This window comes from Aeribacillus sp. FSL K6-3256, from assembly GCF_037965805.1.
Classification (GTDB): Bacteria; Bacillota; Bacilli; order Bacillales; family Aeribacillaceae; genus Aeribacillus; species Aeribacillus composti.
In genome coordinates this window covers 2,523,526-2,547,612 of record NZ_CP150188.1, presented here as the reverse complement: position 1 = coordinate 2,547,612, position 24,087 = coordinate 2,523,526, and the positions used below count along the sequence as shown (strand labels likewise).

The following is a 24,087-nucleotide window of genomic DNA, read 5'->3' as shown; positions in this document are numbered from 1 at the left end:
GCATGGAATTTTGGTGGGCTTTTATAAGTACTATTGATTAAAAAAGACAATTTAAAAGCCGAGAAAAGCACAAAATTGAGGCTGGGACAATGATCTTGGAATGACAATAATCAACACGGTCGGGAATGGGAGAAAAATGATAAGGGCAATCTTTTTGTGGTTCTGAACTTCACCATTTTGAGTTTTGAAAAACTTCCTTTTTTTACAAACGGCTGGTTTCAAACCTTATTTATAAAAAAACGGATCGCAGCCCCTTTTATCTTGTAAGGGCTTCTGCGATCTCGTAGTAGCTCATCCCTTTTTTTACTTCAAAAGTTCCAATTTGTACACGCTTATGATAATCGTGTTTAATTAAGTATTGATTAAATTTGGAGGCGGAATCAATAATGCCCGATTGTTCAAGTATTTTTGATACGTCGCTTGTCGTCATGCCTTCTTTAATATTTACTTTTACAGGTTTTACCTCAGTTTGTTGGTTATTGTTCTTTTGTTCTTGGTTTTGATTTTGTGCATTTTGGTTTTGTGCATTTTGATTTTGCTGCTTCTGCTGCTGTTCATTTTGTTGAGGTGTTTTATTCAGATTTTTTACTTTTGTATCTTTGTAAGAAAGAAATTCTTCATATTCTTTATTGGATACAGCAATTTTATTATTTTGAGCTAAATACTCGTTAACTGATTTGTCCGTCAACTCTTTTTCAGCCACAACCTTTTGATCATAGTTCCCTAAATAAAAAGTGAGGGTCAAAATTGAGGTGGAAACGATCATCCCTGCTGAGAATGCTTGTAAAATTCGTTTATTCATGATAGTTCCCTCTTATTTTGTTCGATTATTAGCTTTACTTCATCGGTTGTGGCATTTTCCGATTTTGCAATTTCAGCAATTGACATGCCTTGCTGATATTTTGATAAAATTTTGTTTTTCGTGTAATAATCAAAGTGTATAACGGACTGTGTGTCTTGCGAAACAGGCTTTGTGTTTGTTCCTTGCAGCAATTCTTCTTCCAATACCCTCATTTTCTTTTTCATTTTGTATATTTCTTGCATCGCAGAAACGGATAAATGCTCAACTTCTTGTTCCAACTCTTTTATATCGTCACGCTGAGTATAAGCAATTCCTAATAAAGCAATGCTGACAAGGAAAAGAATAATAATCACAATTTCCATGCATCTCACCTTCCATTAGTTTCCCTTTATTGTTATATCATATATTTTAATAGAACAAAACGGCTTTTAACGAAATTTCATGTTAACTTAAAAAAAATGTAATTTGAAACGACTTGAAACTTTGTGTTCAAAAATAAACATAATGTAGATTTTACAATGCAAAAATGATATTATATAAAAGTCTGAATTTGAACATGAAATAGTTTGGAGGGAAAGATATGCGCGTAAATATTACTCTTGCTTGCACAGAATGCGGCGATAGAAATTATATCTCTACAAAAAATAAACGTACAAACACAGAACGCATCGAATTGAAAAAATATTGTCCAAGATGCAAAAGTCATGCTTTGCATCGTGAAACGAAGTAAAAGCAGTGGGAAGATATTTCCTGCTGTTTTTTTATTATAAAAAAGGTAAATGGGAGGAATTTTTAAGTTGGAAAAAAAATTTGAAATCAGAAATGAAGTGAAACGGATGTTAAAAAACATGGGGCATGAATTGCATGCGGAATGGTCAAACAAAATTGCTGAAACTCTTTTTGAAACAGACTATTGGCAGGAGGCGAATACCATTGGCCTTACAGTATCCAAAGGCTTCGAGGTCGATACAAAAAGTTTATTTTTTCGCTGCTGGCAGGAAAAGAAAAAAACAGCTGTGCCTAAATGCGACCCAAATATAAAAGAAATGGAGTTCAGGGAAATAAAATCGTTTGATCAATTAGAGAATGTTTATTTAGATTTACAGGAGCCGATCTTTGAGCAAACAACACTCATAACGCCAAAAGAAATTGACTTGCTCATCGTCCCTGGCATCTGCTTCGACCGGCGTGGGCACAGGATCGGATATGGCGGGGGTTATTTTGATCGTTATTTACATAAATACGCAAATGTAACTATTGCGCTTGCTTTTTCCTTTCAAATAGTTGAGGAAGTGCCGATTGAATCCCATGATATTCCGGTTGATATCATCATTACTGAAAAAGAATTGGTGGAGTGCAGGAAATGATCATTCCTTTATTGTTCATTATTTTTATTGCGACTATCGCTTATATTTCCTATAAGTCAAAAGCTTTGTCGATTTCTGGAGCAATAAGCTCCGTATTTGTCGGCGCCAGCATCTATTTTAGTTTTGGTTTTCCAGGGCTGGTCCCCCTTGGATTATTTTTTGCGTCATCAAGCATGATCAGTAAATGGAAGAAGGAACGAAAAGCGCAAATGGCATCAATTCTTGAAAAAGGGGAAAGACGCGACTATGTTCAAGTGCTGGCAAATGGTGGGATTCCAGTATTGATCAGCATTTTCAATATAGTGGATCATGATGACCGCAATTTTTGGTTCATTCTTTTAACCATTTCATTCGCTTGCGCCAACGCGGACACATGGGCTTCCGAAATTGGCAGCTTAAGCCGAATAAAACCGATTCTTTTATTTCCTCCAAAATTTGTCGAAAAAGGAACATCAGGTGCTGTTACCGTTCTCGGAACTTTTGCTTCCATCCTCGGTTCTTCGTTTGTTGCGCTGGGGAGTTCTTTTTTTATAAAAAATGATGCTCAAATTTTACCTTTCATTATATTATTTGGATTTATTGGAGCTTTGATTGACACGCTGTTCGGATGCTTTTTTCAACGAAAAAATAAATGTCTCGTCTGCCATGCTGAAACGGAAAAAAGAATACATTGCGGGGAATATACGGTAAAGACGAAAGGTTTTGTCTGGATGAATAATGACGCAGTTAATTTTTTATCAATTTTCATTTCAACAGTAATTGCGTATTTTATTTTGGATAAAAATTGAGCAAAAAGTTTATTTTAATTAATGGAGGGATTAAATATGAAGCGATTAAAAAGAATTCTTCTAGTATTCGGCATTTTCTTCATATATTCAAATCGATACAAAATTATGAACGTATGCCTAAAAAGCAAATGGATGCGTGAGAAATTTATTCAACTGACAATGCAGATACCGCTAATTGGCAGGAAATTTCTCCAAGGTGCTTTTAAATAGGCGGAAATGGAAAGCTGAATCGTTTTTGATTCAGCTTTTTTCTTCAAACTGCCCTTCCACATTGGTATAATAAAGGAAAAACATGCGGAGAGATTTTAAATGGGGACTCAGCTAGATTTTATTTTTTGGAAAATTTTGCGAAGTCTTGTGGTGGAGCATAATTACAGGCTAATCAATATATCCGGCGATCATTCGGAGGTTTGGCTTGAGCCGTTTCGCAACAAATATTTTCAGCTTGTACGATTTGTCAGAAAAGATATTGACTGGGGAAATTGGATCTCTCAAGACATTGAACATACGGCGCATATTTTTGAAACGATCCGAAAACAATCTATGAGAAGGGACTTAAATATTCTTAACATTTATGTGACCACATTTCCTCCTGTTGATGATTGGGAATTTCGGATTAAAGAACCTTTTGCGCATGGGAAAACAGTCGTCAAAACAATGCTGCTGGATCAAGAGCATATAATGGAAAAAACAGGTGATTTGGAAGATGCTCTTTCGGCTTCGTTGAAAAAACTTGATTATGCAGCAGAAGAATCAAATTTTGAATCAGTTGAACGAATAAAAGAAGAAATATTTTCTTATATAAAAAGGCAGGAAAGGCTGGAACGCTCCTTTTTTGAAAATGGCAGGCCTTTCTTTACATATGTTTTTTTAACAGCACAAATTGTGATGTTTTTTCTTCTTGAATGGTACGGGGGAAGCACAAATTCTGATACTCTTATAAAATTTGGAGCGAAATACAATCCTGCCATTTACGATGGCGAATGGTGGAGATTTTTTTCACCAATTTTATTGCATATCGGTTTTTTGCATTTGATTATGAACTCTTTAGCCCTTTATTATATTGGAATGACTGTTGAAAAAATGTATGGTTCGATTCGATTTTTGCTTATATACTTGTTTGCCGGATTTACTGGTTCGCTTGCAAGCTTTGCTTTCAGCCCCTTTTTGTCCGCAGGTGCATCAGGTGCGATATTCGGCTTGTTCGGTGCGCTCTTGTTTTTAGGAGTGTTAAACCCTAAATTGTTTTTCCGTACAATAGGACCCAACATCTTGATTGTAGTTTTAATTAACTTAATGCTTGGCTGGGCGATTCCGAATGTGGACAACGCTGGTCATATAGGCGGTTTAATTGGCGGATTTCTGGCAGCTTTTGTTCTGCAGATTCCAAGGATGTCCAAATTTTTCACGAGAGCAGTGGGGCTTATTTTATCGATCATCTTCGTTTTCGGTCTTGGGTATTATGGATATGAAATAGCCCCTAAGCGCAATTCGGAAATGGCTTTAGCAAGGGCGCAGGCACTAATTGAGAACAAGGAGTTCCAAAAGGCTTCCGAAGTGCTTTCGGAAGCGAAGGAGCTTGATGATGCAAAAGTTGAAATCATCTATTTACTTGCTTATACGGAATATCGTTTGAACAATGTGGCAAGCTCAATTGAATATTTAAACAATGTATTGGAAAAAGATCCGACATTTCATCAAGCTTATTATGTACTTAGCCTAATATATGCGGAACAGAATGATGTTGTGAAAGCACAAGAAGCGATTGATAAGGCATTGAAGCTTGATCCGGGAAAAGCGGAATATCAGCAGCTAAAACAACAGCTTGACAATCTATAGCTCGATGACTTGTTCGGAAGTTTTCAAAAAAAGAACTTTAGCAATATGTGCAGCTTATCCGCATTTTTATTTAGAAGGTGATGTTTTTGAAAACGATTTACGACATACAACAGCTTTTAAAACGTTTCGGTACTATCATATACATCGGGGATCGTGTGGCTGATCTTGAATTAATGGAGGAGGAGGTGAAGCAGCTGTTTGAGTCGCAGCTGATTGACGCAAAAGAATTTGAAATGGACATTCTATTGTTAAGACGAGAAATAATGATAGAAAAAGATAAGAGAAAAAGGGTAAAGGATGAAAAATATGATCGATAATTGGCTAGTTGGTGTGGACTTAGGGGGAACTACGATAAAAATTGCATTTATCAATATAAATGGAGATATTATTGAAAAATGGGAAATCCCTACCGATAAATCAGGAAAAAATATTGTTAGTGATATTTCTCAATCTATATACGAAAAGTTGAAAGAACTTGGTGAATCGAAGCAAAAGCTGATTGGAATCGGCATGGGGGCGCCTGGCCCTGTCGATTTAACAGAGGGAATCATTTCTAGAACTGTCAATATTGGATGGGAAAATAATTATCCGCTTAAGAAAAATCTTGAAAAAGAAACTGGTTTGCAAGTAATCGTTGATAATGATGCCAACCTTGCAGCTCTTGGTGAAATGTGGAAAGGAGCGGGGAATGGAGAAAGGGATTTAATATGCGTCACACTCGGAACGGGAGTCGGCGGAGGAATCATTGCAAATGGAGAAATAATCCATGGGAAAAATAGCGCAGGCGGAGAAATCGGCCATATAACTTCCGTTTTGCATGGAGGTTTTCCGTGCAACTGCGGAAAAACGGGCTGCCTGGAAACGGTCGCCTCTGCAACTGGAATAGTTCGAATGGCTATAGCCAAAATGGAAGAGTTTAATGGGAGATCAACGCTGAATCGAGAATTGGAAAGAAAAGGATCGATCACTGCAAAAGATGTGTTTGATGCTGCGAAAAACGGCGATGAGATGGCATTGCAGGTTGTCGACGACATGACGATGCATCTTGGTCTTGCTCTTGCCAACTTGGCTACTGCTTTAAATCCTGCCAAAATTATCATTGGCGGTGGAGTATCAAAGGCTGGGGAATTTTTAATAAAAAGAGTTAAAAATGTTTTTCAACAGTTCGTTTTTCATGAAGCTTCCGCAGCAGATATTGCTCTTGCAACGCTTGGCAATGATGCAGGTGTAATTGGCGGTGCATGGCTGGTTAAAACGTACATACTTGAAAATTGAGAAAGACTAAAAAGGAATTGTCCGATAAGCCCCTAAAATGAAGTAAGTGGAGAAAAACAATGTGTTTCTCTCCACTTGCTTTTATATTTGTTCGATTTTCATCTGAAAGTAGCTGGCGGATGCCGGCTACTTTCAGTATGTGTGCGCTAAAGCCACAATCACAAACTCGACATGTACCTTGTCGAGGTCCAGCAAAGAAAACCTGATAGCGCTTTTAAAAAAGGCGCTATTTTTTTGGCAGCCAAATTTGGATTATAACAAATTCTGTTTATATGAAACTTTTTTAATTTTTGTCCGTCTAAACATAATAGGTACTGAGATAAAATAATATATAAAAAGCTAGCATCTTATTGTAAATATATTGTAAAAAAACATTGATTTTTTTTGGAAGAAGTATTAAGATAATCTTTAGTTATTCACTAAGATGCCTAAAAAATGGAAAAAAACACTTAAGTGTAGAAATGCGCAGGTCCACCGTTTGAGGAGGTAAAAAAATGCGTAAAAGCACATTTTCAAAAATTTCTTTTTTGTTATTAGCGACATTTTTTATGTGGATTAAAACGTACATTGTCTACAAAACTAGCTTTGATATAAAAATAGAAAATTTCAAGCAAGAGATTATTTTATTCATCAATCCGCTGAGCTTTTTGCTGTTTGTTTTTGGTATTGGATTATTTATGAAAGACAAAAACCGGAATCGCTGGGTGATCGGTGCCAGCATTGTGATGACCTTTCTCTTATTAGCTAATGTTGTTTTTTATCGGTTTTATAACGACTTTTTGACTATTCCCGTGCTCTTCCAAGCTAGCAATATGGGAGATTTGGGAAGCAGCATAACCGAGCTGATTCAACCTGTCGATATATTAATGTTTGTTGATATAGCCATTTTAATTTGGCTTTCACGGAGACCTGTTTTCCGCAAACAGGAAAAATTAATGCGCAAAGAAAAAACAGCATATTATTTAATGGTTGCAGCTGTGTTTTTCTTTAATCTTGGATTGGCTGAAACAGAGCGTCCGCAGCTTTTAACAAGAACGTTTGACAGGGAGATGCTCGTCAAAAATATCGGTGTATACAATTTTCATATTTACGATTCTTTGCTGCAGTCCAAAACGTCTGCACAACGTGCGTTAGCTGACAGCAATAACTTGGTCGAAATTCAAAATTATTTAAATGCGAACAAAAAAGAACCTAGTAAAGAAATGAATGGAATTGCAAAAGGTAGAAATGTCATTATCGTCTCTATGGAGTCGTTCCAAAACTTTGTTATCAATCAGAAATTGAACGGACAAGAAATTACCCCGTTTTTAAATGATTTTATTAAACAAAGCTACTATTTTGATAATTTTTACCATCAAACAGGACAAGGCAAAACGTCAGATTCAGAATTTTTATTGGAAAATTCTTTGTATCCGTTGGGAAGAGGCTCAGTCTTCTTTACAAATGCGAACAATGAGTACAATGCAACTCCGGAAATTTTAAAGGATTACGGTTATTACACAGCTGTATTTCATGCAAATAACCGCACATTCTGGAATCGCGATGTGATGTATAATTCTCTTGGATACGACCGTTTCTTTGATGTCAGAGATTATAATGTGACGGAAGAAAATTCGGTAGGATGGGGATTGAAGGATATTGACTTCTTTAAGCAGTCGGTACAATTATTGAAAAATGTTCCTCAGCCTTTTTATACGAAATATATTACATTAACGAACCATTTTCCGTTTGAGTTGGGTGAAGAAGATAAATTGATTGATGAATTTGATTCCGAAGATGGAGTCGTGAATCGCTATTTTACGACGGTTCGTTATACAGATAAAGCCTTGAAAGTGTTCATCGAAGATCTAAAAAAAGCTGGACTATATGAAAATTCAATTATTATATTGTACGGCGACCATTACGGTATTTCCGAAAACCATAACAAAGCGATGGCACAATTTTTAGGAAAAGAGGAAATTACGCCGCTTGATACGATTCAGCTGCAAAAAGTTCCGTTAATTATCCATATTCCAGGGGTTACCGATAAAAATCCGAAAGTGTTCCATCAAGTCGCCGGGCAAATTGACTTGAAGCCAACTATTTTAAACCTGCTAGGCATTGATACGAAAAACGATATCGAATTTGGTACAGATATTTTTTCAAAAGACCGTATTCCGTTTGCTGTGTTAAGGGACGGCAGCTTTATTACGGATCAATATGTGTATACAAGAGGAATATGCTATGACAAATCAACAGGTGAAGCTGTTGAGGATAAAAATGCATGTGAACCATATATGGAAAAAGCGAAAAATGAGCTTGATTATTCGGATGAAATTATTTATGGTGACCTGCTGCGGTTTTTTGACAAAGAGGATGAATCATCTCCGAATTCAACCGAGCAGCAAGCTGCAAAAAAACAGTAAAAGGCTCTGGCCATTAGGTCAGAGCTTTTTTATACGTTTTATTAATGAAACATGATGTCGTTCATATAATATGTTATGTACTGAATAAAAAGGGGAGAGGGGTTTTTTTATGGAAATCTGTATGAATGAAACAGCGGATTTGGAGTACTTGGAAAAAAAATATCAACTTTCGAAACGATTGTTGTTGGATTCAAATCCCTTCTTCGAAAACGAAAAAATCTTTAAAGGGGAAAAAATCGTCATTCCCGGATGGGGTTTCGTACAAAATAATCCGTTTCATCCTTCACCAAGCTTGACTAAAAATACATACAATGCTGTCCCAATTTCATGGCCTGTAATTGATCCAAAACGGCCCTATCATTTTTTTGCTTTGACAAGCGATATTAAGGTGTTAAAAAAAAATTACCCATTTATTAAAGAGAGGATTATCGGCCGCAGTGTTCTAGGGAATCCTTTAGTTGAACTTCTTATCGGTTCTGGAACGAAAAAAGTTCATATGAACGGTTCGTTTCATGCAAATGAGTGGATTACGACAGCCATTATGATGAAATGGCTCAATGAGTATGTTCGGAAGCTTATTTTAAACGAATCGATTAATGGAATTTCTGTAAGACAGCTTTATGAGCAGATTACTTTATCGTTTGTCCCGATGGTGAATCCGGATGGAGTGAATCTTGTTTTAGCAGCTGAATCGTTCGATCCTCAAGTGAAAGAACAGGCCGTCAAGTTAAATAATAACTGTGAAGATTTTTCCGATTGGAAAGCAAATATTCGCGGCGTTGATCTGAACAATCAATTTCCTGCCTTTTGGGAAATTGAAAAAGAAAGAAAAAGCCCCAAATCCCCGGCTCCTCGTGATTATCCAGGTGATTATCCTCTCTCAGAGCCGGAAGCAATTGCTATGAGTGAACTAGTCAAGCAGTCTCAATTTGAACTCATCGTAGCCTTCCACACACAAGGAGAAGAAATATATTGGGGGTATTTAAACTATGAACCAGAGAAGTCGGAAGAAATCGTAAAAGAGTATGAGTTGTTAAGCGGATATAAAGGAATCCGAATGATTGATAGTCATGCCGGTTTTCGCGATTGGTTTATTAAAGAATACAGAAAGCCGGGATTTACCGTTGAATTAGGCAGAGGAAGGAACCCTTTGCCGCTTGACCAATTTGATGAAATTTATCGGAAAGCAAAGGGAATATTTTGGGCGTCGCTTTATTTGCTGTGCAAATAAATTTTTTGAAACATTTTTTTTGAAAAATTCGTAAATTATAAGTGAAAATTGGATGAGAAGGATGAGGGTGATGAGGGCAGCCTTTTTTTTCGTCATGTGCTTTCCGATTCTCCTTTTGTCGTCTTGTGAATTTCATCAGCTTACGAATGAAAAGAAACAAGTGACAAAAGAGAAAAAAATGGAAAATGAGTTTGAAAACTTTAAAGCAGAACAGAATCTTTTAGAGAACATTCAACCGATTGAAGCAGAGGAAAATACCTTTCAAAATATTACTGGATGGTTTCATGAAACGGCTGTGCTTTACATTAAAAATCTTGAAGACCGTTCGGAAGTTATTTGTCACGATCTTCAAAGCGGAAAAGATGAACTATTTTTTCAGACAAAGCATCCGATTATTCAAACAGTGCCCAATGATCGCCGAACAATTTTTCTCATTCATTCAAGCACTGAAACCAATCAAGCCATCCTGACATTTGTAAACACCGAAGGAGAGGAATTATTTCATTGGGAAATCAATGCGTTTGAACTTCAATATACATGGAATCCCTATAATGAAAACGAGCTGATGGTTACAGCATTTGCTGAAGATTGGTCATATAAGACTTATTTGCTTGATTTGAAAGAGAAAAAAGTTGTGGATAGTCCCTATCAAATACCTTTTTTTCAATGGACAGATGAAGATCGCATTACATATGTAAAATGGAATAACGATGAGCCTGAGTTAAGCGCTCCGCTTTATGAAGCGAACTTAATGAAACATCACGAAAAAAAAATCGCTGATCATGTCATCGGAAATGGAAATTTTTCATCGATTGTCATGTATTTGCAGGAAAATCAACAGGAAAAAGGATTCGGTCAATATGTTTTTATAAATTCTTCATCAAAAAAAGTGTTGTCTACATTTCGTGTCCCTTTGGCTTCCGATTACTCTCAATGGATTTTTCCCTACTATGACTTCAATGCTCAAAATCAGCAGTTTTATACATTTGTGCCCGTTGCCAAATCCCAGGACGGTTCCTTTGAACTGCAGAGATTTAACCTTATCACTAAGAAAAAAGAAACCATCTTCAAAAACGTGACAAACGATCCTATCCTCATTTCGCCATCCGGTCATTATGCTTTGTATGGGCCGAGATTGGAAAAAATCATGGATTTAAGTAAGGAAAAGATTCAGGAGATTGTAAAATAAACAGGAGTGAAAGCATCTTTTTTGGCAATATGAAGCGGAGGTTAAAAGACGGGTGTGTGACAACTGAATGTTTATTTATTCATAAAAAAAAGAATGGCCCCGCCATTCTTTCTTTTTTAGTGTGGCACTGGTATACCGTGGTGAACAATCGTTTTATAGGTAAACCATCCAAAAACAGCGACTGTTCCAAGCGCAAACAAAATTCCCAATATGTTTTTTTGTTTTAAAGAACGGAAAATAGCATAGATACCAAGCAAAGTTACTAAAGTAAAGATAATGACAGTACCCATTGTATAGCCCCCAATCTTTTATACGTTGAAGTGCGGCAAATATCTTCCCCTTCATATTTTAATCTCTTTTACTAGATTTGTCGAGGTAGGAACGGTACGTTTGCATAAAATGACTATGTCAATTTTATGAACGGTATGTCCTGCACATTTTAGGTTTGGCCAAAAATTTTCTAACTATTCCTTTTGCGCCAAAAAAGAATGTTTTGTATGATGGAAATGAAAAGAAAATGACCTGAGGTGAGAGCATGAAATGGATGAGAATCCCGCTCGGATTGCTGCAAACAAATACGTATATTTTAACAAATGACAAAAATGAGTGTATTTTATTTGATCCAGGCGATGAAGGAGAAAAGCTAATTGAAGTATTGCGCAAACATCAGTTGACTCCCCTTGCCATTTTGTTGACACATGCACATTTTGATCACATTGGAGCGATTGATGATGTTCGAAAAGTTTGGAATATTCCAGTATATGTCCACGAAAAAGAACAAAAATGGCTTGGCGATCCTTCTTTAAATGGATCTGGTCATTTTATGAATGGAAAAAATGTAACGGTAGAGGAAGCGGACGAAATCATTCGGGAAGAAGGAAGCTTGACAATTGGTTCTTTCCAGTTCTCTTTATTTGAAACACCGGGGCATTCTCCTGGAAGCATCTCCTACTATTTAGAAGAAGCAAATGCTGTTTTTTCAGGCGACGTATTATTTAAAGGAAGCATTGGCCGTACGGATTTGCTTGGAGGGAATCATGAAGAACTGCTGAAAAGCATTCATGAAAAACTGCTAGTGCTGCCGGAAGAAACCATTGTGTTGCCTGGCCACGGTTCAGAAACAACCATTATAGAAGAAATGGAAACAAATCCTTTTTTAAATGGATTTTCGCTTTCGTAAAAATTGAAGAAGGTCAAAAAACAGGCAATTCCATTGCGGAATTGCCTGTTTTTATTAATGGCCGCCTTGTCCAGGGACCATCATAAACGTCGTCCAATATGTAAACCCGACGAAGAAAATGGTCAAATATGCTCCGAAAATATAAATATACATACGTTCAGTTAATTTTAAATAAGATAGTAAAACAAAAAATCCAGTTTGACCAAAGAAAAGTAAAGACGTCGTCTTCATATCGCCTAAATAAAACATAATAGCAAAAATACCTGTCCAAAAACCGAGTACACGGAACATGCGATCCATTGTGTTTCCCTCCTTTTCCCTCAATCGGTCGCTTTTTATATTATAATGTACAGCTTGATACATTGTAAATATACCGTTTCCAATTGTTATTGTATCCACTTTGTTTTCAAACATGTTGTAAAAAAATGTTCAAAAATTATGAGTTTATAGCAAAAAATTGTTTTCTAAACAGTCTTTGCAAACAATTGTTATTTTTCGGTTATGTTCAATTAAATTTTGCAAAAGGAAAGGGAAAAGAAAAATCCATTATCTACGTTCGCATTTTTCTCTTCAATTCGTTAAGATGAATCCTAAGAAAAGAAAGGGGGGATATGGAATGATTGAAATTGAAAAGCTTAGCGAAAAACTGATTGAACTGGCGTGTTCATTTAGTGCCTCAGACATCCATATTGTTCCGAAAAAGAAAAAAGCAGTTATTCAATTTCGAATTGACGATGACATCAAAGAAATATTTCATCTGCCAAAAGCTATTTGTGAACGCTTAATTTCTCATTTTAAATTTATGGCCCAAATGGATATTGGCGAAAAAAGGCGTCCGCAAAACGGTGCTTACTCCTTCCATACGATTTACGGAGAGGTGCATCTTCGTTTATCGACATTGCCTACAGTATTCGATGAAAGTCTAGTCATCCGAATATTGCTAGAGCAATCGATTCAATCGCCTGAAAAACTTTCATTGTTCCCGTCAGAATCCAAAAAAATGCTTTCATTTTTAAAGCATTCTCACGGTCTCCTGATCCTTACCGGTCCGACCGGTTCGGGAAAAACGACCACTCTTTATTCGCTTCTCCATTATGCAAAAAAACATTTTAAAAGAAACATCATCACACTTGAAGATCCTGTGGAAACGAAAAGCGATGAAATGCTTCAAGTGCAGATCAATGAAAAAGCTGGAATTACGTATGCAAATGGGTTAAAAGCAATATTAAGACATGATCCTGATGTCATTATGGTCGGTGAAATTCGGGATCATGAGACAGCAAGGATTGCGGTCCGGGCTGGGCTTAGCGGACATTTAGTACTGACCACCATGCATACGCGGGATGCAAAGGGGGCTATTTATCGATTATTAGAATTTGGTGTAACCTTTTCCGAAATTGAGCAAACTTTGATCGCTGTTGCTGCGCAGCGTCTCGTTCATTTAATATGCCCGTTTTGCAAAGGGAATTGCCCGCCTTATTGCAAAAAATTAAAGGAAATTAGGAGAATTGGGGTCTATGAACTTCTTTACGGCAAAAATTTAACCGCCGCTATTCGGGAAGCAAAAGGAGAGGAGCAGAGTGAGTTAGATTATATGAAGTTAAAAGATGTAATTAAAAAAGGAATCGCTCTTGGGTATTTATATCCGGACATATATGATCGTTGGGTGTTTGAATATGAATAAGCATCGATGGAACAAAAAGATGCAGGCACAATTTTTGAAGAAAGTGAGTGAGCTGCTTTCAGAAGGGTATGCATTAAATGAAGCTATTCGCTTTATGAGTTTTCATGTAAAAGAAAAATACCGACAAGATATTGAGACTTGTATACAGATGTTGACGAAAGGAAATTCGCTATACACGGCTTTTGAGAAGCTTGGATTTCATCGAGATGTACTAAGCTATCTTTTCTTTGCTGAAAAGCATGGTGATATACATTTTGCTTTAAAAGAAAGCTCAGTAATGCTGGAAAAACAACTCCTCCATTTGGAAAAATTTATTCAAGTTCTCCGCTATCCGCTCTTTTTAATTGCTCTTCTTTTAATTATTTTATTTGTCATCCAAGCAGTTGTTACCCCGCAATTTTCGTATATGTATGAAGCAGTTGATTTGAACGCTTCCTTCTTTCTGACATTTGTCATGTTTACCATTCAAGGGATCAAAACGTTTTTTTTCATTTTGTTTAGTTTCTTATTGCTCCTTTTTTTCTATTATTGGGTCTCTTTCCGAAAAAAGCCTCCGCTTGAAAAACAGAAGCTGCTTTTGAAAATTCCGATCGTGTCAAAAGGTTTGCGGTTATTTCACAGCTACTATTTTTCTTTGCAAATGAGCAATTTGTTGAAGGGAGGATTGTCCGTTTTTGAATGCTTTACTCTGTTTCAAGAACAACATTTTCTCCATTTTTATAGGGAAGAGGCCAATCTGTTTATCGAGAAATTAAAGAAAGGAGAATCGCTAGAGATAATATTTGCTGAAAGTCCATTTTTTGAACAGGAACTTTCCTCTGTTGTTCAACATGGACAAGCCGTCGGTCAATTGTCTAAAGAGTTGTATATGTACAGCCGGTTCGTATTGGAGCGGATGGAACAAAAAATAATGAGAATCATTAGTTATATTCAGCCGGTCGTTTTTCTGATGATCGGGGTCTTCGTATTGATCATTTATTTATCGATTTTGCTTCCAATGTACCAAATGATGGGTCAAGTATAGGAGGATGAAAATAGTGAAAAATGAACATGGATTTACATTGGTGGAAATGCTGGTTGTACTGTTAGTGATCTCGATTTTGCTTATTATAACGATTCCGAATGTTATGGCTCATAATAAAAATATTCAAAATAAAGGGTGCGAAGGTTTAATTGATATGGTGCAGGGTCAAGTCGTCGCATATGAAATGGAGTTTCATCAAACACCAACAATTAATGATTTAATCACTAAAGGGTACTTGCCGAATAATTCTGGAAAATGTCCAAATGGTGATGAGATTGAAATTGATGCAAATGGAAACGTCATTAAGAGCAACTAGGCAAAGTGGTTTTACTGTTCTGGAGATGCTTCTTGTTCTTTCGATCTTTTTATTGATCAGCTCTTTTATATGGATTGGAGCAGCAAATATTTACAGAGAAAAAGTCATCGATCAATTTTTCGTTCAACTGGAAAAAGATTTGCTATATGTACAACAGCACGCATTCGTTAATAAAGAAAAAATTTATTTGTTTTGGTATCCTGACAAACATTACTACGAAGCTGAACGATCCGGCTTTAAAGGGGAACTGTTTGAAAGAGCATACGATCAAAACATAAAAGTCGAATCAGGAAACATAAAATTTCCAATCGAGTACTCTCCTTCCGGCTATTTTTATCAAGCTGGAACAATCTTCATTTCGTATGATAAAAAAACGTACAAAATCATTTTTAATTTAGGGAGAGGAAGGTTCCGTGTGGAAAAATTATAGCGGATATACGATCACAGAAATATTAATAGCATTTTCCATATGGTGTTTGCTTTCGCTGACGCTGGTCCCTGTGTCAACAGCCTTATTGAAACAGCAAAAAGAAGCAGCAGCATCTGTGCTGGCTTATCAACTGCTCAAAGAAGAACTTGAACGTTTTGTATTTGAAAAGAAAAAAACAAATGGCCAAGTTGAGCGGCAAGGGATGATGTTCGAACTGGTGTGGGGAAAGGAGGGGCAATTTGCTGAATTATGTGTTCTTTCGGATGAAAATGCAGAACAAAAGGTTTGCGGCTACATTTATGAACAATAAAGGATATACGGCAGCAAACATGCTGATAGCCTTTCTAGCGACAACCATCATCATCTCTTCCTTTGCACCCATGCTCTCATTTTTTCTCAAATTGAATACGAGGCAGCAAGATTTACATCCAAGCGAGTGGAATTTATTTCTAATTGAGCTTCATCGTGAAATCAAAACATCTCAACAAATAATGGTGAAGCAAAATGTTTTACAATATAAAAATCAAAAAGGAGAAGTAGTCACACTCAGTCAATATAATGATTTGCTGCGCTATCAGGTTGACGGAAAAGGACATGTTATTGTGCTGCGCGGTGTTCAAGCCGCTCATTTTATTCCAATAACACATGGTGTGAAAATTGAAATCACAAGCTTAGAAGGTAAGCGGTTTGAAGGAACCATTCGCGATGTGAAAGGAGTGATTCCTGATTGAAAAATGAAGATGGTCATATTTTTCCAATGACGATCGGCATATTTCTGCTTTGCATAATGATTCTTACCGCATATGCTTCCTCATATATTCAAGAGCAAAGATTTCGGCATGATGCGAAAGAGTTTTATTTGCAGGAAACGTTAATGCTTGCCGGTGTTCAATATTCGCTGAAAAAAGCTGACTATTCTGATACCCAGGAAATACTTGAACTCCCAAATGGAACCATTTCGTATAAACGAACGAAAAAAGAAAACGGAATCGTCAATATTTCCATTACATGCAAGACGATAAAAGGAACCGAGTATACGGCAAACTTTCATTATGATTTGAACAATCAACAGATTATGAGCTGGAATGAATATTCATAGCTTTCATCGTTCAGCGCCTTATCAAAGCTTCAACCAATCGTTTATTTGCCAGAATGTCTGTTTAAATGAACAGAGTTTAGGAAATAATATAAAAAAATTTTATTTCGAGGTGCCCGCTTATGTCTGGTAATGATTATGTGAAATATGTAACCGAACAGTTTGTAAAGTTTATCGACACCCCAAAAGAAACAAGGAAACAAAGGCGTGAGGAACGGAAAAAAGATCGTCTTCCATTATCAATGAGATGGTTTGGATTTTTGCCGATGGCGTTTTTAATTTTGATCAAGAAAAAGAAATAAAGGAAAAGGAGCCGTTCACCAGCTCCTTTTTTATTGAAAAGTGATGAGATCATTCAATTTCGAGCGTATTTTCTGCGTCTTGATTTTATTTTAATGAATTATAGAATCCGATGATAAATAAAAAATTCCTCCATTGTGGACTTCTATTTCAATGCGCGGTTCATACAGCTCTTGAATCGCCTTCTTTTCTGTCCAATAAACAGAAGGTTTTTCATCTAGATCTTCATAAAAATGCTCCAACAATGCTAAATCGGCATTCATTCGTTCTTTCGCTTCTTCCGCCCACCGATGGTCATCTTCTTCAATTTTTTTTATCACGTAATGCTTCAATCGAGTTAATCCGCTTTTTGGTGTAATTAATGGCGTAATGGTAAAACAAAAATCAGGAATTTTCGGTGTCAAATGAATTTTTTCTAGCTGCTCCTGAAAATTTTCAACAATCCTTCCGTTGATTAAATGCAGTCCTAATGAATAAGTTTGATCCTTCTTTTTGTCACAAATATACGAAATCGTTACATTCATCCCAATCCAAGGGTGCAGCGGCACGTTTGCTTTGGAAGCTGCTGTCTGTTCATATAACCGAATATAAGAAGACATTTTCTTCGTTGCCGCAAAAATTTGGTGCAGTCTCGGCGATCCGAAATGAATCCATTCACCTTTTACATCTTCCGGAGCCTCCTTTGAATCCGTGATGAAAGTAAGTTTCATCGGATTTGGAGTTCCGCCGGTTTTTTCTAAATAATGCCAGTAAAAAGGCCGATTCATTAATTCTTTATCCATTTCAACAGTTAATTGAACGGTAAAATATCCGTTTTTTTCTTCAATAATTGGACAATTGGTCGCCTGAAAAAAGCGTTTTAAAAATGTGGAAATTTGAGCCTGCTGCATCGTTCCGCCTCCTATTTAAAAATTTTGCAAGCAGCTATGAAAATAAAGAAATCAGTTATTCTCGGCCTGTTGTAATTGTTCACCAAAGTTAAGAATAGCCGCTAAATTTTCCATTTTAATTTTCATTTCTCCTTCCGAACTCGACTGAATCATAATATCTTCTATATGTTCATGAATATTGCGGAGGTCAAGTTTTGCTAAAATACTGTCCAATTCCCCAATAACACGTTCAAACAGATTTATTTTTTCATATAATAGCTTTAAGATATGCTCCTCTACCGTATTTTTTGTCGCCATGTTATAAATGAACACATCCCGTTCTTGTCCGAGACGGTGGATGCGCCCGATTCGCTGCTCCAAACGCATCGGGTTCCAAGGCAGATCATAATTAATGATATGATTGCAAAACTGCAAATTTATCCCTTCCCCTCCTGCCTCTGTCGCGATCAGTACTTGCGCCCTATTTTTAAATAAATCCTTCATCCAATCCTTTTTGCCGCGTTTAAATCCGCCGCGGAACGGAACAGATGTTATGCCGTGCTGTTTTAAAAACCATTGTAAATATAATTGTGTTGCCCGGTATTCGGTAAAAATAATCACTTTATCGTTAATGTTTTGAATGAGTTCGACCGTTTTTTCTGCTTTCGAATTTTTTGTTACTTGATCGATATAGCCCATTAGATTGCGAATGATCTTTTCAGGCAATTGTGGAGCTTCATCCTTTTTATCAAGCATTTTTTTTAATGTTATGTACACTGCTTCTCTGCTCGAACATGCTTCACGCTGAAGCGTTAAAATGGAGAAACTGCTTGTCGGAATAGAGAATGACGACCGAATTTGGCTGATGGCATCATATAAAGCCTGTTCAGCTTCCGAAAATTGAATCCAAATCGTTTCCACATGTCTTTTTGACCATTCAATTCCTGTATCAATGCGGCGGTTTCGTATCATAACTTTATTGACAAGTTCTCGTAAATGCTCATCGTCACGAATATTCCGTCCTTTTTTCTTAAACATATCGTGAAAGAGCTGTTCATTGCCGAGATGTCCAGGTTTTAAAAGAGAAACAAGGTTGAAAATTTCTTCAATGCGATTTTGAATAGGCGTTGCCGTCAATAATAAACAAAATTTTTTCTTTAAATTTTGAACAAACTCATAGTTTTTTGTTTTGTTATTTTTTAATTTATGCGCTTCATCAATGATGACCATGTCATAATCCAATCCGTGAATAATTTCTTTATGGGGGCTTCTTTTTGCTGTATCAAGGGAAGATACGACAACATCGCATTGCTCCCAAACATAGCTTTTCTTTTGCTCAACGGCAGGAATGTAAAATTTTTCATTTAATTCCCTCACCCATTGGGAGACGAGTGAAGCTGGAACTAAGATGAGCACTTTTTTGACGAGTCCGCGAATCATATATTCTTTTAATATTAATCCGGCTTCAATTGTTTTGCCGAGACCGACTTCATCAGCTAATATAGCTTTTCCGTTTAATTTTTCTACTACTGTTTGTGCGACCTCCAATTGGTGGGGAAGAGGGGTTACATGATCAAGATGCAAAGGAGCTACTAAACCTTCAAATGATGGAATGGACAAATAATTCGTAACTTCATAAGCTAATTTGTATAATTCCCAGTTTGCCCACGGACCGTCTTCCTTTAATCTTTGCAAAAATTCTTCTTCCCATGTTGTTTTATAGCGGATGTTTATATTCATTGCCCACACCCTATCCTTTATTTTTATATTCAAAGTGAAATGTTCATTTTTTTTATCGCTAATTCAAAAACCGTCCCGTTTTTTGATTATAAATTTTTATAAACACGAACAATTAACAATGATTTTTTTAAAATTATTTGGGAAAGGTATTGCTGAAACCGTTTAAAGATGATACCATTAAAATACGTTTGAAGTCTTTTTCTTTTGTTTTCTACTCATCTTTTTCCTTTTTGTCGAATATGTCATTTGTTATTTTTTCACAATTTACAAGAAAATATGTGCGGATGAGAGCAAGGGGAGAGACCTCCTTTGTGAGGCGCCGAAGGAGCAAGCATATGTGAATCTCTCAGGCAAAAAGACTCTTGTTTGACGCAGCTCTGGAGAGTGTTTGCATATTGTGCAAACCACCAAAGGGGAAAGCCTTTTTAAGGTAAACTTTCAGGTGCAAGGACAGAGACGGTGTAGCAAAATCTTGTCGATCGGAATAGACAAGACGATACTAGGCCGTTTTCTGTCCTTTTTTCTGCTTTTTAAGCTGAAAAATTTTGAGAGAAATTAGATGCAAAAAATAGATCAGGAGGGGAAATGATGAATGAATTAAAACGCACTCCTCTTTTTGAAGTGTATAAACAATATCGAGCAAAGACGATCAATTTTGGAGGATGGGAATTGCCTGTGCAATTTACTTCCATTAAAGAGGAGCATTACGCTGTCCGCACCAATGCAGGTCTATTTGATGTTTCTCATATGGGAGAAATCATTGTAAAAGGGAAAGACAGTCTTCAGTTTTTGCAAAAGGTATTAACTAATGATGTTTCAAAGCTTCGGGATGGAAAGGCTCAATACACAATTATGTGTTATGAAGATGGAGGCTGTGTAGACGATTTAATCGTTTATCGGCTAAACGAGGAAAAATATCTTTTAGTAGTCAATGCAGCGAATATTCAAAAAGATTTTCAATGGCTCATGTCTCAAAAACACGGAGATGTTGAATTGCAAAATATTTCTGAAAGCTGTGCTCTCCTTGCATTGCAAGGCCAGAAAGCGGAAAAGGTGCTGCAAACTTTAACAGACGTATACTTATCTGAGTTGAAATTTTTTGAATTTATTGAAAGTGCTGAGATCGCAGGTAAAAAAGCGCTCATTGCCCGAACTGGTTATACCGGGGAAGACGGCTTTGAAATCTATTGCCAAAGTGAGGACGCCGTTTATTTATGGGAGAAGATTTTGCAAGCAGGAGATAAAGAAAAAGTTGTTCCATGCGGATTGGGCGCTCGTGATACGTTGCGGCTGGAAGCAGCTTTGCCGTTGTACGGTCAAGATCTTTCGGAAGACATTACTCCGATAGAAGCAGGAGTCGGATTTGCAGTGAAGCTTACGAAAAAAGAGAATTTTATCGGAAAAGATGTATTGCAAATACAAAAAGAACAAGGGGTATCGAGGCTGGCGGTCGGCTTGGAAATGATCGAAAAAGGCATTCCCCGTTCAGGCTATAAATTGTTTTCTGGAAATCAACAAATTGGAGTTGTTACATCAGGGACGCACTCTCCTACTTTGAATAAAAGCATCGGGATCGCTCTCGTCAAGAAAGAATTTTCGGAGATCGGGAATGAAATCGAGGTGGAAGTTCGGACAAAACGATTAAAAGCAAGAGTAGTACCAACTCCATTTTATAAACGACCAACAAAAAATGGAAAATAAAGAAAGGAGAAGCTTTCGATGAAGCATCGCTATTTACCGATGACAGAAACTGATCGAAAAGAGATGTTGGAGGCGATCGGAGTCGAATCGATCGATGACCTGTTTGCCGACATTCCAGAAAGTGTACGGTTTAAAGGAAAATACAACATAAAGGCTGCGAAACCGGAAACCGAGCTGTTTCGCGAGCTATCTCAACTTGCTGCCAAAAATAAGGATGTAAAAACAAACGTTTCCTTTTTGGGAGCTGGAGTGTATGACCATTATATTCCGGCAATTGTCGATCATGTCATTTCCCGATCAGAGTTTTATACGGCTTATACGCCATACCAGCCAGAAATTTCTCAAGGCGAGCTCCAAGCAATATTCGAATTTCAAACAATGATTTGTGAATTGACAGGAATGGATGTCGCCAACTCGTCGATGTACGACGGAGGGACAGCTTTAGCAGAAGCTGCATTATTAGCTGCAGATCAAACAAAAAAGAAAAAGGTGCTCGTTTCGCAAACGGTGCATCCTGAAACGAGAGATGTGCTAAAAACTTATGCAAAAGGACAAAACGTTGAGGTAGTGGAAATCCCTTACCGAAACGGAGTGACCGATGTAGAGGCATTAAAAGAAATGATGAACGCCGAAGTAGCATCAGTCATTGTACAGCATCCAAATTTTTTCGGCCAACTTGAACCGCTTCACCAAATCGAAGAGATCTCCCATTCCGAGAAAAGCTTATTGATCGTTTCAAGCAATCCTCTTGCTTTAGGTGTGCTTTCACCGCCCGGTTCATTTGGTGCGGATATCGTAGTAGGCGATGTTCAACCGTTTGGAATTCCAATGTCTTTTGGCGGTCCAACTTGTGGATATTTCGCCGTAAAAAAAGAGCTGATGAGAAAAATTCCTGGGCGACTCGTCGGTCAAACAGTAGATGAAGAGGGGAAACGAGGCTTTGTTCTCACTCTGCAGGCAAGGGAGCAGCATATCAGAAGGGATAAAGCTACATCAAACATTTGCTCCAACCAAGCGTTAAATGCTCTTGCCTCTTCTGTTGCCATGACTGCTCTTGGAAAAACAGGTGTAAAAGAAATGGCTTATCAAAATATCCAAAAAGCAAACTATGCGAAAAAGATGTTTGAGAAGAAAGGTTTTTCCATTCCGTTTCAAGGTCCAATATTTAATGAGTTTGTCGTGAAGCTGTCCAAACCAGTTTCTTTGACCAATAAAAAGCTGCTCGAAAAGGGAATCATCGGCGGCTACGACCTTGGCAGAACGTATCCGGAACTTGAAAAACATATGCTTGTAGCGGTAACAGAGCTTCGTTCGAAAGAAGAAATCGATTTATTTGTGAACGAGTTGGAGGGATGGCAATGAAGGATCAACCGTTAATTTTTGAAATATCAAAACCGGGACGGATCGGATACAGCCTGCCTGATTTAGACGTACCGGAGGAAAATATTGATCAGCTGATTCCTAGTGACTATTTGCGGACAGAAGATGCCGAGCTGCCGGAAGTATCAGAACTTGACATTATGCGCCATTATACTGCTTTGTCGAAGCGGAACCACGGTGTGGATTCCGGTTTTTATCCGCTTGGTTCCTGTACAATGAAATATAATCCGAAAATAAATGAAAATGTGGCAAGATTAACTGGCTTTTCTTATATTCATCCATTACAGGATGAAGCGACGGTTCAAGGAGCAATGGAATTAATGTATGATTTATCAGAACATTTAAAAGAAATTACAGGTATGGATGCTGTTACATTGCAGCCGTCTGCAGGGGCGCACGGAGAGTGGACGGGGCTCATGATGATTCGCGCCTACCATGAGGCAAATGGAGAAAAACATCGAACACAAGTGATTGTACCTGATTCAGCCCATGGAACAAATCCTGCTTCAGCGACCGTTGCCGGTTTTGAAACTGTCACGGTGCGATCTGATCAAAACGGACTTGTCGACTTAGACGACTTAAAGAGAGTGGTAGGAGAAAATACAGCTGCTCTTATGTTAACAAACCCAAATACGCTCGGTTTGTTTGAAGAGCATATTGTAGAGATGGCGGAGATTGTTCATTCAGTTGGAGGAAAATTGTATTATGACGGAGCGAATTTAAATGCAATTTTAGGCAAAGCGAGACCAGGGGATATGGGCTTTGATGTCGTTCATTTAAATCTTCATAAAACGTTTACAGGCCCCCACGGGGGAGGGGGTCCCGGTTCAGGACCTGTCGGTGTGAAAAAAGAGTTAATTCCTTTTTTGCCGAAGCCTGTGCTCGTCAAGGATGAAAATGGATTTCGTTTCGACGAAGACAGGCCGCAATCGATCGGACGAGTAAAATCATTTTATGGAAATTTTGGAATCAATGTGCGGGCATACACATATATCCGCTCCATGGGTCCGGACGGTTTAAAGGCGGTTTCTGAAAATGCGGTATTAAATGCGAATTATATGCTGAAAAAATTAGCGCCTTATTACGAAATGCCGTATGACCGCATTTGTAAACACGAATTTGTCTTATCTGCGAAACGGCAAAAGAAGCTCGGTGTCCGTGCGCTTGATATTGCAAAAAGGCTTCTCGATTTCGGGTATCATCCGCCGACAATTTATTTTCCGCTCAATGTTGAAGAATGCATGATGATTGAACCGACTGAAACGGAATCGAAGGAAACATTGGATGCCTTTATCGAAGCGATGATTCAAATTGCTAAAGAAGCGGAGGAAGAACCGGAAATCGTTCAAGAAGCTCCTCATACAACAGTCGTCAAAAGGCTCGATGAAACACTCGCAGCAAGAAATCCGATATTAAAATATGAAAAAAAGTAAGGATTCGCGTTTTGCGAATCCTTATCTTTTATACTTGA

At 37.5% G+C, this 24,087-nt stretch carries 27 protein-coding genes and 1 riboswitch; of the genes, 21 read left to right on the top strand and 6 right to left on the bottom strand.

The features are described from left to right. Positions 1 to 256: 256 nt before the first annotated feature. Both NSQ84_RS12250 and NSQ84_RS12245 read right to left on the bottom strand, forming a co-directional pair. Complete coding sequence (locus tag NSQ84_RS12250) at positions 257 to 802, bottom strand: endolytic transglycosylase MltG (protein WP_066247568.1); 546 nt, start codon at positions 800 to 802, stop codon at positions 257 to 259. Further along, the gene (locus NSQ84_RS12245) at positions 799 to 1,164 is read right to left on the bottom strand and encodes a hypothetical protein (RefSeq protein ID WP_063388081.1); all 366 of its coding nucleotides are present in this window, start codon (positions 1,162 to 1,164) and stop codon (positions 799 to 801) included. Before NSQ84_RS12245 ends, NSQ84_RS12250 begins: the two co-directional genes overlap by 4 nt. 218 nt (positions 1,165 to 1,382) lie before the next feature. Between NSQ84_RS12245 and rpmG the strand changes: the two genes are divergently transcribed. The 9 genes from rpmG to NSQ84_RS12200 all read left to right on the top strand — a co-directional run bounded on the left by rpmG (position 1,383) and on the right by NSQ84_RS12200 (position 10,896). Further along, positions 1,383 to 1,532, top strand: a complete 150-nt coding sequence (gene rpmG / locus NSQ84_RS12240) for a 50S ribosomal protein L33 (protein WP_063388082.1) — start codon at positions 1,383 to 1,385, stop codon at positions 1,530 to 1,532. Positions 1,533 to 1,599: 67 nt separating this feature from the next. Next, positions 1,600 to 2,169, top strand: a complete 570-nt coding sequence (locus NSQ84_RS12235; RefSeq protein WP_240326721.1) for a 5-formyltetrahydrofolate cyclo-ligase — start codon at positions 1,600 to 1,602, stop codon at positions 2,167 to 2,169. After that, entirely contained in the window at positions 2,166 to 2,957 is a 792-nt protein-coding gene (locus NSQ84_RS12230; RefSeq protein ID WP_066247569.1) for a DUF92 domain-containing protein, read from the top strand. The genes NSQ84_RS12235 and NSQ84_RS12230 overlap by 4 nt, the downstream gene beginning before the upstream one ends. A 309-nt stretch (positions 2,958 to 3,266) precedes the next feature. After that, entirely contained in the window at positions 3,267 to 4,796 is a 1,530-nt protein-coding gene (locus NSQ84_RS12225) for a rhomboid family intramembrane serine protease (protein ID WP_063388085.1), read from the top strand. Positions 4,797 to 4,882: 86 nt separating this feature from the next. Further along, positions 4,883 to 5,113: a YqgQ family protein gene (locus NSQ84_RS12220; protein WP_339211943.1), complete on the top strand. Its 231-nt coding sequence runs from the start codon at positions 4,883 to 4,885 to the stop codon at positions 5,111 to 5,113. Next, positions 5,103 to 6,071 (top strand): ROK family glucokinase, encoded by a 969-nt coding sequence (locus NSQ84_RS12215; RefSeq protein ID WP_063388087.1) that lies wholly within the window; start codon positions 5,103 to 5,105, stop codon positions 6,069 to 6,071. Before NSQ84_RS12220 ends, NSQ84_RS12215 begins: the two co-directional genes overlap by 11 nt. A 494-nt stretch (positions 6,072 to 6,565) precedes the next feature. Beyond that, positions 6,566 to 8,476, top strand: coding sequence for an LTA synthase family protein (locus tag NSQ84_RS12210; protein WP_327873822.1), 1,911 nt, complete (start codon positions 6,566 to 6,568; stop codon positions 8,474 to 8,476). A gap of 109 nt (positions 8,477 to 8,585) precedes the next feature. After that, positions 8,586 to 9,707 (top strand): M14 family metallocarboxypeptidase, encoded by a 1,122-nt coding sequence (locus NSQ84_RS12205; RefSeq protein WP_094246210.1) that lies wholly within the window; start codon positions 8,586 to 8,588, stop codon positions 9,705 to 9,707. A 70-nt stretch (positions 9,708 to 9,777) separates the two neighbouring features. Further along, on the top strand, positions 9,778 to 10,896 hold the full coding sequence (locus NSQ84_RS12200) for a hypothetical protein (RefSeq protein WP_327873821.1): 1,119 nt from the start codon (positions 9,778 to 9,780) through the stop codon (positions 10,894 to 10,896). Between the two features lie 116 nt (positions 10,897 to 11,012). Here NSQ84_RS12200 and NSQ84_RS12195 read toward each other — a convergent pair whose 3' ends face one another. After that, positions 11,013 to 11,186 carry a DUF2759 domain-containing protein gene (locus NSQ84_RS12195; RefSeq protein WP_065095533.1) on the bottom strand — a complete coding sequence of 58 codons (174 nt, stop codon included), beginning with the start codon at positions 11,184 to 11,186 and terminating at the stop codon, positions 11,013 to 11,015. A gap of 245 nt (positions 11,187 to 11,431) precedes the next feature. On the opposite strand from NSQ84_RS12195, the gene NSQ84_RS12190 reads away from it, so the two are divergent. Beyond that, positions 11,432 to 12,076 (top strand): MBL fold metallo-hydrolase, encoded by a 645-nt coding sequence (locus tag NSQ84_RS12190; RefSeq protein WP_327874108.1) that lies wholly within the window; start codon positions 11,432 to 11,434, stop codon positions 12,074 to 12,076. 54 nt (positions 12,077 to 12,130) lie between these two features. On the opposite strand, the gene NSQ84_RS12185 is transcribed toward NSQ84_RS12190, so the two are convergent. Next, positions 12,131 to 12,376 carry a DUF2626 domain-containing protein gene (locus NSQ84_RS12185; RefSeq protein WP_063388092.1) on the bottom strand — a complete coding sequence of 82 codons (246 nt, stop codon included), beginning with the start codon at positions 12,374 to 12,376 and terminating at the stop codon, positions 12,131 to 12,133. A 316-nt stretch (positions 12,377 to 12,692) separates the two neighbouring features. On the opposite strand from NSQ84_RS12185, the gene comGA reads away from it, so the two are divergent. The 8 genes from comGA to NSQ84_RS12145 all read left to right on the top strand — a co-directional run bounded on the left by comGA (position 12,693) and on the right by NSQ84_RS12145 (position 16,928). Continuing rightward, positions 12,693 to 13,760, top strand: a complete 1,068-nt coding sequence (gene comGA, locus NSQ84_RS12180; protein ID WP_066247583.1) for a competence type IV pilus ATPase ComGA — start codon at positions 12,693 to 12,695, stop codon at positions 13,758 to 13,760. Then, positions 13,753 to 14,784, top strand: a complete 1,032-nt coding sequence (comGB, locus tag NSQ84_RS12175; protein ID WP_339211940.1) for a competence type IV pilus assembly protein ComGB — start codon at positions 13,753 to 13,755, stop codon at positions 14,782 to 14,784. The genes comGA and comGB overlap by 8 nt, the downstream gene beginning before the upstream one ends. A gap of 4 nt (positions 14,785 to 14,788) precedes the next feature. After that, on the top strand, positions 14,789 to 15,100 hold the full coding sequence (gene comGC / locus NSQ84_RS12170) for a competence type IV pilus major pilin ComGC (protein ID WP_063388095.1): 312 nt from the start codon (positions 14,789 to 14,791) through the stop codon (positions 15,098 to 15,100). After that, positions 15,069 to 15,530 (top strand): competence type IV pilus minor pilin ComGD, encoded by a 462-nt coding sequence (comGD, locus tag NSQ84_RS12165; RefSeq protein ID WP_066247587.1) that lies wholly within the window; start codon positions 15,069 to 15,071, stop codon positions 15,528 to 15,530. Before comGC ends, comGD begins: the two co-directional genes overlap by 32 nt. Further along, entirely contained in the window at positions 15,514 to 15,840 is a 327-nt protein-coding gene (locus NSQ84_RS12160; protein ID WP_063388097.1) for a hypothetical protein, read from the top strand. The genes comGD and NSQ84_RS12160 overlap by 17 nt, the downstream gene beginning before the upstream one ends. Beyond that, a complete protein-coding gene (gene comGF, locus NSQ84_RS12155) occupies positions 15,770 to 16,261 on the top strand; it encodes a competence type IV pilus minor pilin ComGF (RefSeq protein ID WP_133309105.1) in 492 nt (163 codons plus the stop codon). The genes NSQ84_RS12160 and comGF overlap by 71 nt, the downstream gene beginning before the upstream one ends. Next, positions 16,258 to 16,629, top strand: a complete 372-nt coding sequence (gene comGG / locus NSQ84_RS12150; RefSeq protein WP_327874156.1) for a competence type IV pilus minor pilin ComGG — start codon at positions 16,258 to 16,260, stop codon at positions 16,627 to 16,629. Before comGF ends, comGG begins: the two co-directional genes overlap by 4 nt. 119 nt (positions 16,630 to 16,748) lie before the next feature. Continuing rightward, positions 16,749 to 16,928 carry a YqzE family protein gene (locus NSQ84_RS12145; protein ID WP_130156369.1) on the top strand — a complete coding sequence of 60 codons (180 nt, stop codon included), beginning with the start codon at positions 16,749 to 16,751 and terminating at the stop codon, positions 16,926 to 16,928. 90 nt (positions 16,929 to 17,018) lie between these two features. On the opposite strand, the gene NSQ84_RS12140 is transcribed toward NSQ84_RS12145, so the two are convergent. Next, entirely contained in the window at positions 17,019 to 17,816 is a 798-nt protein-coding gene (locus NSQ84_RS12140; protein WP_327874155.1) for a YqhG family protein, read from the bottom strand. A 51-nt stretch (positions 17,817 to 17,867) separates the two neighbouring features. Then, on the bottom strand, positions 17,868 to 19,535 hold the full coding sequence (locus NSQ84_RS12135; protein WP_327863172.1) for an SNF2-related protein: 1,668 nt from the start codon (positions 19,533 to 19,535) through the stop codon (positions 17,868 to 17,870). 284 nt (positions 19,536 to 19,819) lie between these two features. Continuing rightward, a riboswitch (glycine riboswitch) is annotated at positions 19,820 to 19,907 on the top strand. A gap of 213 nt (positions 19,908 to 20,120) precedes the next feature. On the opposite strand from NSQ84_RS12135, the gene gcvT reads away from it, so the two are divergent. From gcvT to gcvPB, 3 genes are read left to right on the top strand one after another with little or no spacing between them, the layout of a single operon-like run. Continuing rightward, a complete protein-coding gene (gene gcvT / locus NSQ84_RS12130; protein ID WP_327863171.1) occupies positions 20,121 to 21,236 on the top strand; it encodes a glycine cleavage system aminomethyltransferase GcvT in 1,116 nt (371 codons plus the stop codon). Positions 21,237 to 21,254: 18 nt separating this feature from the next. After that, the gene (gcvPA, locus tag NSQ84_RS12125) at positions 21,255 to 22,598 is read left to right on the top strand and encodes an aminomethyl-transferring glycine dehydrogenase subunit GcvPA (protein ID WP_327873843.1); all 1,344 of its coding nucleotides are present in this window, start codon (positions 21,255 to 21,257) and stop codon (positions 22,596 to 22,598) included. Continuing rightward, entirely contained in the window at positions 22,589 to 24,049 is a 1,461-nt protein-coding gene (gene gcvPB / locus NSQ84_RS12120; protein ID WP_130156377.1) for an aminomethyl-transferring glycine dehydrogenase subunit GcvPB, read from the top strand. Before gcvPA ends, gcvPB begins: the two co-directional genes overlap by 10 nt. Positions 24,050 to 24,087: the final 38 nt, after the last annotated feature.

Bases quoted from the DNA above. Each gene is read 5' to 3' on its own strand.
- NSQ84_RS12250 (WP_066247568.1), bottom strand. From the start codon at position 802: ATGAATAAACGAATTTTACAAGCATTCTCAGCAGGGATGATCGTTTCC.
- NSQ84_RS12245 (WP_063388081.1), bottom strand. From the start codon at position 1,164: ATGGAAATTGTGATTATTATTCTTTTCCTTGTCAGCATTGCTTTATTA.
- rpmG (WP_063388082.1), top strand. From the start codon at position 1,383: ATGCGCGTAAATATTACTCTTGCTTGCACAGAATGCGGCGATAGAAAT.
- NSQ84_RS12230 (WP_066247569.1), top strand. From the start codon at position 2,166: ATGATCATTCCTTTATTGTTCATTATTTTTATTGCGACTATCGCTTAT.
- NSQ84_RS12225 (WP_063388085.1), top strand. From the start codon at position 3,267: ATGGGGACTCAGCTAGATTTTATTTTTTGGAAAATTTTGCGAAGTCTT.
- NSQ84_RS12215 (WP_063388087.1), top strand. From the start codon at position 5,103: ATGATCGATAATTGGCTAGTTGGTGTGGACTTAGGGGGAACTACGATA.
- NSQ84_RS12210 (WP_327873822.1), top strand. From the start codon at position 6,566: ATGCGTAAAAGCACATTTTCAAAAATTTCTTTTTTGTTATTAGCGACA.
- NSQ84_RS12205 (WP_094246210.1), top strand. From the start codon at position 8,586: ATGGAAATCTGTATGAATGAAACAGCGGATTTGGAGTACTTGGAAAAA.
- NSQ84_RS12200 (WP_327873821.1), top strand. From the start codon at position 9,778: ATGAGGGCAGCCTTTTTTTTCGTCATGTGCTTTCCGATTCTCCTTTTG.
- NSQ84_RS12195 (WP_065095533.1), bottom strand. From the start codon at position 11,186: ATGGGTACTGTCATTATCTTTACTTTAGTAACTTTGCTTGGTATCTAT.
- NSQ84_RS12190 (WP_327874108.1), top strand. From the start codon at position 11,432: ATGAAATGGATGAGAATCCCGCTCGGATTGCTGCAAACAAATACGTAT.
- NSQ84_RS12185 (WP_063388092.1), bottom strand. From the start codon at position 12,376: ATGGATCGCATGTTCCGTGTACTCGGTTTTTGGACAGGTATTTTTGCT.
- comGA (WP_066247583.1), top strand. From the start codon at position 12,693: ATGATTGAAATTGAAAAGCTTAGCGAAAAACTGATTGAACTGGCGTGT.
- comGB (WP_339211940.1), top strand. From the start codon at position 13,753: ATGAATAAGCATCGATGGAACAAAAAGATGCAGGCACAATTTTTGAAG.
- comGC (WP_063388095.1), top strand. From the start codon at position 14,789: ATGAAAATAGTGAAAAATGAACATGGATTTACATTGGTGGAAATGCTG.
- comGD (WP_066247587.1), top strand. From the start codon at position 15,069: ATGCAAATGGAAACGTCATTAAGAGCAACTAGGCAAAGTGGTTTTACT.
- NSQ84_RS12145 (WP_130156369.1), top strand. From the start codon at position 16,749: ATGTCTGGTAATGATTATGTGAAATATGTAACCGAACAGTTTGTAAAG.
- NSQ84_RS12140 (WP_327874155.1), bottom strand. From the start codon at position 17,816: ATGCAGCAGGCTCAAATTTCCACATTTTTAAAACGCTTTTTTCAGGCG.
- NSQ84_RS12135 (WP_327863172.1), bottom strand. From the start codon at position 19,535: ATGAATATAAACATCCGCTATAAAACAACATGGGAAGAAGAATTTTTG.
- gcvT (WP_327863171.1), top strand. From the start codon at position 20,121: ATGATGAATGAATTAAAACGCACTCCTCTTTTTGAAGTGTATAAACAA.
- gcvPA (WP_327873843.1), top strand. From the start codon at position 21,255: ATGAAGCATCGCTATTTACCGATGACAGAAACTGATCGAAAAGAGATG.
- gcvPB (WP_130156377.1), top strand. From the start codon at position 22,589: ATGGCAATGAAGGATCAACCGTTAATTTTTGAAATATCAAAACCGGGA.